Below are 7,586 nucleotides of genomic sequence, written 5' to 3' on the forward strand. Positions count from 1 at the left end.
GCATGCCAATCCGGCATCGTGGTCAAGCGACAAGATCCTCGATCCTGATCGGCAGGTCGCGAATGCGTTTTCCCGTTGCATGATAGACCGCGCTTGCCACGGCGGCCGCGGTTCCAACATTGCCGAGCTCACCCAGTCCCTTGACGCCGGCTGGATTGACCTCGTGATCGATTTCCGGAACCAGGATCACCTCCACCTCCTTGATGTCGGCGTTGACGGGGACCAGATAGTCTTGCAGGTCGCGGTTGACGTAGCGCGCGTGGCGCTGGTCGATCTCCGTCGCTTCATGAAGGGCCTGACCGATGCCCCAGATCATGCCGCCCATCAATTGGCTCCGGGCGGTTCGCGTGTTCATGATGCGCCCAGCGGCAAAGGCACCGACCATTCGTGGTACCCGAACTTCCCGCGTATAGCTGTTGATCCGAACCTCGACGAACTCCGCGCCGAAAGCATATTTCACCGAATCCTTGTCCTGGTCGCCGCCGTGGAACTCCGACTCCCCGGCATAGAGTTTCTTCAGCGCCTCCGGCGAGGAACCCCGCGGCGCGAATTCGGCATATTCCTCGATCGCACCGATCTGCATCGTCTTGAAGACGTCCGACAAAGCTGCCGACTTGCCGTCGTCGGCAACGATCTTTTCTCCTGCCATGTCGAGCTTCGCATTGCCGGAACCGGCCAGCGCACCACCCTCGCCCACGGCGGCCGCAAACAGTTTTTGACGCACGGCATCGCACGCCTTGAGAACCGCCGAGCAGACACTGGCGGTGGAGATCGAGCCTCCCGACACCGGTGCCGGCGGCAGGGCACTGTCACCCATTTCGACGCTGACCTTGTCCAAATCGACGCCGAGACGTTCGGCGGCCATCTGCCCGGCCACGGTGCGCACGCCGGTGCCGATTTCGTGCGAGCCGCACTGCACCCGGACCTGGCCATCCGCGGTCAGGCGAATGCGGGCGGCACATGGAGCGACAGCAGTCGGGTAAATGGCGGTCGCGCATCCCATGCCGACCAGCCAGTCCCCGTCGCGCATCGAACCTACTCTTGCCTCGCGCCTCGACCAGCCGAACGCCCCGGCGGCCTGTTCGTAGCATTTGAGCAGCGACCGGCTGGAAAAGGGTTTTCCGCCGATCGGCTCTTTCTGCGGCTCATTGATGCGTCGGAATTCGATCGGATCCATGCCAAGCGCCACCGCCATTTCGTCCATGGCATTTTCCAGCGCATAGACATAGGGCGTCTCGGGCGGCGATCGCATATAACCCGGCGTGTTCCGGTCGGCATGGACCAGCGAGACATGCGTCAGCACCGAGCCATAGTTGTACATGCGGGCAGTGGCGGAGGCGCCGCCGACAACGTAGGGATCAGGCCGGGACGTGACCTCCCAGCCCTCATGCGCGAATGCGGTGATGTGACCGTCCTTGCCTGCTCCGATACGAATGCGGTGACGGGTTTCTGCCCGATAGGTCTGCGTGCCGAAAGCCTGCATGCGGCTGACCACGCAGCGCACCGGCCGACCCACACGACGAGCGGCGACCGCCACGATCGCCGTACGAGCCGTCATCGGTCCCTTGGAACCGAATGCACCGCCAACATAGGGGCTGATGACACGCACATTGGCCGGATCGATCTTCAGCTGCCTCGCCAGCTCGATCTTCCAGCCGGTGACGTTCTGGCTGGGTTCATGCACGGTGAGCTGGTCACCCTGCCACCATGCCGTAGTTGAAAAGAGCTCGATTGGATTGTGATGTTGGGTGGGTGTCGAATATTTCTGATCGATCTTCACTTCGGCCGAGGCATAGGCGGAATCGAAGTCACCGACCTTGGCGTCCTCCTTGTACATCGGGCTCTTGCCGGCGGCCGGTTCGATCATGGTTCCCTGGGAATCGAAGCTTGCGCTCGGACTTTCCCGCGCGTAGTCGGCCTCAATCAGCATCGCGGCCTCTTCGGCTGCCTCGAAGCTCTCGGCGACCGTCAGGGCAATGATCTGGCCGTCATGGAAAACGGTCTTGTCGTGCAACGGACCGATCGAACTAGCGCCGGTATTGCCGAATTTCGGCTTTTCGAACCGATCCATGTCGCCGATGCTGACGATGTCGAGCACGCCGGGGACGGCTCGAGCCCTGTCAAGGTGAAGAGCCTGGATCGCGCCTTTGGCAATCGTGCTGGTTGCAAGCGCGGCATAGGCGACATTCCCGGCGGCAAGGTCGGCGGAATAGCCGGCCTGGCCGGTCACCTTCAGACGGGCGTCGATACGGGGAGCCGGCTGGCCCATATTCTCCTTCGGCGCGGGAGCGGCTTGGTTCATAGTCAGACCTTCATATCGCGTGTTTCGAGCAGCGCCCGCACCAAAGTGCGTTTGCCAAGTGGTATCTTGAAGGCGTTGTATCGCCTCGGCTGCGCTTCCGCGAAAGCGGCGTCGGCGGCCGTCTCGGCCACCTCCTGATCGAGCGTTTTGCCCTGCAGCGCCTCTTCCGCGGCTTTTGCCCGCCAAGGCACCGTCGCCACGCCGCCCAAGGCTATTCGCGCATGCCTGATCTTATTGCCGTCCAGATCGAGGGCGACGGCCGCCGAAGCCAAGGCGAATGCATAGGACTCGCGGTCGCGTATCTTCAGATAGTGCGAGCGGCGTGACCATGCCGCGAAAGGCACCTCGATGGCGACGATGACGTCGTCTGGCGCAAGATTTGTTTCAATGTCGGGGGTATCGCGGGGAAGACGATGAAGCTTGGCGAACTCCATTCTGCGCGCGCCGCGCTTTCCCGCGATCTCGACGGTGGCATCGAGCGCAATCAACGCCTGGGCGAAATCGCCGTGATAGGTGGCGATACAGTCATCGCTTGTGCCGAGCACGGCATGCTGGCGGTTGAACCCTTCCATTGCCGCACAGCCGGAACCTGGATCGCGTTTGTTGCAGGGCCAAGAGGTCTCGCGGAAATACTCGCATCGCGTTCGTTGCAAGACGTTGCCCGCAAGGCTGGCCATATTGCGGATCTGACCGCTGGCGGCGAGTTTCAGGCTTTCGGAGAGCAGAGGGCAGATTCGTCTGACATCGTCGTTGTCGGCTGCCTCACCCATTCGAACCAATGCCCCGAAACGGATGATGCCGTCACCGATCTTGATCTGTCGCAAGGTCGGTTCTCTCAGGGCGTTCAGATCGAGCAGCCGCTTGGGCGTGGCAACGCCGAGTTTCATGTAGTCCGCAAGGTTGGTGGCGCCGGCGATGAACTGAACGTCGGCTTTCGTCGGCTGATCCTGCTGGTCAGCAAAACGCGAGGCGATCGCAACCGCGGCGGAGACGTCGGCAGGTCTTTCGTAGACGAAGGGCCGCATGTCAGGACCTCCTCGTTTCGTCCCGCGCCTGGACAATAGCCGCGACGATGTTCGGATAGGCGGCGCACCGGCAAAGATTGCCGCTCATATATTCGCGGATATCATCTTCCGATCCCGCATGGCCTTCGTTGACGCAGCCGATGGCGGACATGATCTGGCCCGGCGTGCAATAGCCGCATTGGAAAGCATCATTGTCGATGAAGGCCTGTTGCATCGGATGCAGACTGCCGTCGGCGGCGGCAAGCCCCTCGATGGTGGTAATGTCGCGGCCTTCGTTCATGACCGCGAAGCTTAGGCACGAGAGCACCCGCCTGCCGTCGACGAGAACGGTGCAGGCACCGCATTGACCGTGGTCACAGCCTTTCTTGGTACCGGCAAGTCCGGCATGGTCGCGCAGCGCATCCAGCAGACTGGTGCGATTGTCGAGGGCAAAGTTATAGGACTGCCTGTTGACGCGCAGCGAAACCGCCGCAAGCGCGCGCGCGTTGTCCTGACCGTCGGATGGCGACTCCTCGGCTTTCGCCGACTGGGCAACGATCGGCATTGTCGCCGCTGCAAGAACGGACCCGCTCATGAAGCTGCGCCGGCTGACTTTCGAAACGGTGGAAGTGCCGGTTGATATGACCTTGGGCATGGCTGGCTCCCGGCTGGGCGGCTGGCTTGAGCGGCCCGAACCAGCGAGATGTCACAAGGTTCCCCGCCTCACGTCTCTGTGATTGAATTCCTCTCTGGCAGGCCTACCCCGGCGGGAACCTCCCTCCTTCCCTCTGCGGCGGTTCTGTGCCGAGCAGGAGGCGAGTATGAACGACCAAGAAACCCGCCGAGAGAACGAAGGACCGATCTTTTCCGCGCAAGACGCCCGCAAGGCGAAATCATCCTGAGGACGCGCGCACGTCGGATCATCTTCATCGCCGGGCTGGTCGGCATCGTGGTGCTGGCAATCATTCTGCGCTTTGCGATCGGTTAGGCGCTGAGCGCAGGACGCCCTTCGAACAGGAACCTTTTGCCGGGACGCATCGTTGATTTGCGTCCGCCTCTGGCGTCGACGAAGGCATCGGTAGCCCGAAGGCTGTTCCCTTGGACACAAAAATCGAAAGAGCTGAACGAAAAGCTGAGCGCGTTGATGAGACGCGAACCGCGCCAGACCAGGTGCGCGAGAAAGGACCTCGCGATGGCGACACGGCAAAGCCGGATGCTCCGCCGCAGGACACCAGTCTGCGCGGCTTTCCCAGGCGCCATCCCTATGCGACGGCCGCCATTTTCCTCGTGCTGCTGCTGATCGTGGCGGCAGGCATTGTCTGGTGGCTCAATGCCCGTCAGTACGAATCCACGGATGATGCTTTCATCGATGCCCGTACGGTCACCGTCGCCGCCGAAATCGCCGGGCGCATCACCGATGTGGCCGTCACCGACAATCAGCCGGTGCGCAAGGGTGATGTCCTGTTGCGCATCGACGACAGCGACTACCGCGCATCGCTCGACCAGGCCGACGCCGGCGTGGCCGCCGCGCAAGCCGACATCGCCAACGTCGCGGCCCAGATCGAGGCGCAAAACGCCAAGATCGACGCGACGCAGAAGCAGGTTGCCCAGGCGCAGGCGGCCGTCGACTTCGCCAAGGCGGAGGACCAGCGCAATCGCGAATTGCTGGCCAAGGGGACAGCGACGCAACAGCAGGCACAGCAGGCGGCATCGACGCTGCGGCAGGACCAGGCAACGCTCGACAGCACGGTGGCCGACGTGGCCGCGGCGAAGAGCCAGGTTTCCGTGCTGCAGGCGCAGACCAAAACCAGCGAAGCCAAGCTCCGGCAGGCAGAAGCCACCCAGAACCAGGCCCGTACGGCGTTGGCACGCACCACCATAACCGCGCCTGTCGCCGGACGGGCAACAGACATTTCGGCCGCCATCGGCACCTATACCCAGCCGGGCCAGGTGCTGATGATGTTCGTTCCCAACGAGGTCTGGGTGAAGGCGAACTTCAAGGAGACCCAACTCGATCTGATGCGGGCCGGACAGCCGGTCGACATCGACATCGACGCCTATCCCGACAAGACGTTCCATGGCCATGTCGACAGCATCCAGGCCGGCAGCGGCACCGCCTTCAGCCTGTTGCCAGCGGAAAACGCCACCGGCAACTTCGTCAAGGTCGTGCAGCGTGTGCCGGTCAAGATCGTCTTCGACAATGCGCCTGACGTGCTCCTGGGCCCCGGCCTTTCGGTGGTGCCGACGGTCAAGGTGCGATGACCGGCGAAGCGACGCGCAGGCAAGACGAGAGCCGCTCCGCCGCCGGGGGCCGCAATCCCTGGCTCATCGCCATCGTGGTCTCCATCGCCACCTTCATGCTGGTGCTCGACACCTCCATCGCCAATGTGGCGCTGCGCAACATCGCCGGCAGCCTGGCGGCCGGCGTGGATGAAAGCACCTGGATCATCACGACCTACCTTGTCGCCAATTCCGTCATCATTCCGGTCAGCGGCTGGCTGGCCAGCGTTGTCGGCCGCAAGCGCTACTACATGTTTTGCGTCGCGACCTTCACGCTCGCATCGCTGCTGTGCGGACTGGCCCCGAATCTCCAAATGCTGATCCTGTTCAGGATCCTGCAAGGCCTCGGCGGCGGGGGCATGGCGCCAAGCGAACAATCCATCCTGGCCGACACCTTTCCGCCGGAAAAGCGCTCGCAGGCATTCGCCCTCTACGGTATCGCCGTCATCGTCGCGCCGACGGTCGGACCGACCCTTGGCGGCTGGCTGACCGACCATTTCTCCTGGCACTGGATTTTCTTCATCAACGTGCCGTTCGGCATCCTGTCGGTGGCGCTGGTCCAGTGGTTGCTGGTTGAGCCTAAGGTACTCGAGGACGAACGCCAGGAGAGGCTGCGCGGCGGCCTGAAGATCGACTGGGTCGGCTTCCTGCTGGTCGCCCTGGCGCTTGGCTGCCTGGAAATCTTTCTTGACGAGGGGCAGCGCAACGACTGGTTCGCATCGACCTTCATCACCATTTTCGCCGGGATCTCGGCGATCTCGTTCCTGCTGCTCATCCCATGGGAACTGAGCCGCGACGACCCGATCGTAGATATACGGCTGCTCTTCAGCCGCCAGTTTGGCACATCGTTCCTGGTGATGATGGCGGTCGGCGCCGTCCTGTTCTCCACCACGCAGTTGATGCCGCAGCTGCAGCAGACCGCCTTCGACTACACGGCGACGCTGTCGGGCTTGTCGATGATGCCGGGCGGCATCGCCATGCTGGTGCTGATGCCGGTTTCGGGGTTTGCCGCTGGTATCGTCCAGCCCAAATACCTGATCATGTTCGGCATGTCGGTGGTGGCGGTCGCGCTATGGCATATGACGTCGCTGACGCCGGACGCCAGCTTCCGTTTCTTCGCCTTCGCCCGCGTCTTCCTGATGATCGGATTGCCCTTCCTCTTCATTCCGATCTCGACCGCGTCCTATGTCGGCCTGCGGCCGCAGCAGACCAACCAGGCCTCGGCCCTGATCAACGTCGCCCGCAACATCGGCGGCAGCGTCGGCGTGTCGTTGTCCAACACCGTAATCGCTCAAAACGCGCAATTGCATCAATCCGATCTGATCGCCCACACGGCACAATCGTCCGCGACGTATCAACAGGTTCTTCGCCAGGTGACCGACCATTTCGTCGCCCAGGGCTCGCCCTTGGTCGAAGCCAAGCAGCAAGCCATCGGCTGGATCGGCCAGCTCATCGCCCGCCAGGCGTCACTGCTCGCCTATGTCGACGTCTTCCGTTATTGCGCGGTGGCGACGGCCTTGCTTGTTCCCCTGGCGCTTTTGCTCCGATCTCCCAAGCCGAAGCCTCAAGGGCACTAGCCTGGAGAGCGCAAACAGCGCCGGCGACGTAGTCGGGGTGCACCTCGATAACGCCGCCGGTTGACGCCGGGCTTTGGGAACACGCTGACCTGGCCGGGAGGCTGGAGGCCGCGAAAAGCCTTGGCGTTTCCGTGACTATGCCCGCAAGGCGCCGGATTTCCTGGCCGTCCATCGGGCCCGGAGGCAATCGTAGGATTCGAGCCGGTCCTGGCTGGCGGCGTGTGGCTGTCTTCAGTAAACGACGACGCTTCGGATCGACTTGCCCTCATGCATGAGGTCGAACCCCTTGTTGATGTCCTCGAGCTTCAGCGTGTGAGTGATCATCGGGTCGATCTGGATCTTGCCATCCATGTACCAGTCGACGATTTTGGGCACGTCGGTGCGGCCGCGCGCGCCGCCGAAGGCGGTGCCCATCCAGCTGCG

General features: G+C 62.7%; 5 protein-coding genes and 1 pseudogene. 2 read left to right on the forward strand and 4 right to left on the reverse strand.

The genetic code is table 11. From position 1 onward, the window contains the following. Positions 1 to 22: 22 nt before the first annotated feature. From FJ934_RS18240 to FJ934_RS18250, 3 genes are read right to left on the reverse strand one after another with little or no spacing between them, the layout of a single operon-like run. Positions 23 to 2,302, reverse strand: coding sequence for a xanthine dehydrogenase family protein molybdopterin-binding subunit (locus FJ934_RS18240; protein ID WP_140610968.1), 2,280 nt, complete (start codon positions 2,300 to 2,302; stop codon positions 23 to 25). A 2-nt stretch (positions 2,303 to 2,304) separates the two neighbouring features. Beyond that, positions 2,305 to 3,327 carry a xanthine dehydrogenase family protein subunit M gene (locus tag FJ934_RS18245; RefSeq protein ID WP_140610970.1) on the reverse strand — a complete coding sequence of 341 codons (1,023 nt, stop codon included), beginning with the start codon at positions 3,325 to 3,327 and terminating at the stop codon, positions 2,305 to 2,307. A gap of 1 nt (position 3,328) precedes the next feature. Continuing rightward, positions 3,329 to 3,961: a (2Fe-2S)-binding protein gene (locus tag FJ934_RS18250; protein WP_246671555.1), complete on the reverse strand. Its 633-nt coding sequence runs from the start codon at positions 3,959 to 3,961 to the stop codon at positions 3,329 to 3,331. A 515-nt stretch (positions 3,962 to 4,476) separates the two neighbouring features. Between FJ934_RS18250 and FJ934_RS18260 the strand changes: the two genes are divergently transcribed. Together FJ934_RS18260 and FJ934_RS18265 are read left to right on the forward strand one after the other, a co-directional pair. Continuing rightward, entirely contained in the window at positions 4,477 to 5,568 is a 1,092-nt protein-coding gene (locus tag FJ934_RS18260) for an HlyD family secretion protein (protein WP_140610974.1), read from the forward strand. After that, on the forward strand, positions 5,565 to 7,163 hold the full coding sequence (locus FJ934_RS18265; RefSeq protein WP_140610976.1) for a DHA2 family efflux MFS transporter permease subunit: 1,599 nt from the start codon (positions 5,565 to 5,567) through the stop codon (positions 7,161 to 7,163). The genes FJ934_RS18260 and FJ934_RS18265 overlap by 4 nt, the downstream gene beginning before the upstream one ends. Before the next feature lie 231 nt (positions 7,164 to 7,394). On the opposite strand, the pseudogene FJ934_RS18270 reads toward FJ934_RS18265, so the two are convergent. Next, positions 7,395 to 7,586 (reverse strand): annotated as a pseudogene (locus FJ934_RS18270) (S-(hydroxymethyl)glutathione dehydrogenase); the annotation flags it as partial.

It is taken from the genome of Mesorhizobium sp. B2-4-12 (genome assembly GCF_006441575.1).
In the GTDB taxonomy this organism is placed as follows: domain Bacteria; phylum Pseudomonadota; class Alphaproteobacteria; order Rhizobiales; family Rhizobiaceae; genus Mesorhizobium.

Bases quoted from the DNA above. Each gene is read 5' to 3' on its own strand.
- FJ934_RS18250 (WP_246671555.1), bottom strand. From the start codon at position 3,961: ATGCCCAAGGTCATATCAACCGGCACTTCCACCGTTTCGAAAGTCAGC.
- FJ934_RS18265 (WP_140610976.1), top strand. From the start codon at position 5,565: ATGACCGGCGAAGCGACGCGCAGGCAAGACGAGAGCCGCTCCGCCGCC.
- FJ934_RS18245 (WP_140610970.1), bottom strand. From the start codon at position 3,327: ATGCGGCCCTTCGTCTACGAAAGACCTGCCGACGTCTCCGCCGCGGTT.
- FJ934_RS18240 (WP_140610968.1), bottom strand. From the start codon at position 2,302: ATGAACCAAGCCGCTCCCGCGCCGAAGGAGAATATGGGCCAGCCGGCT.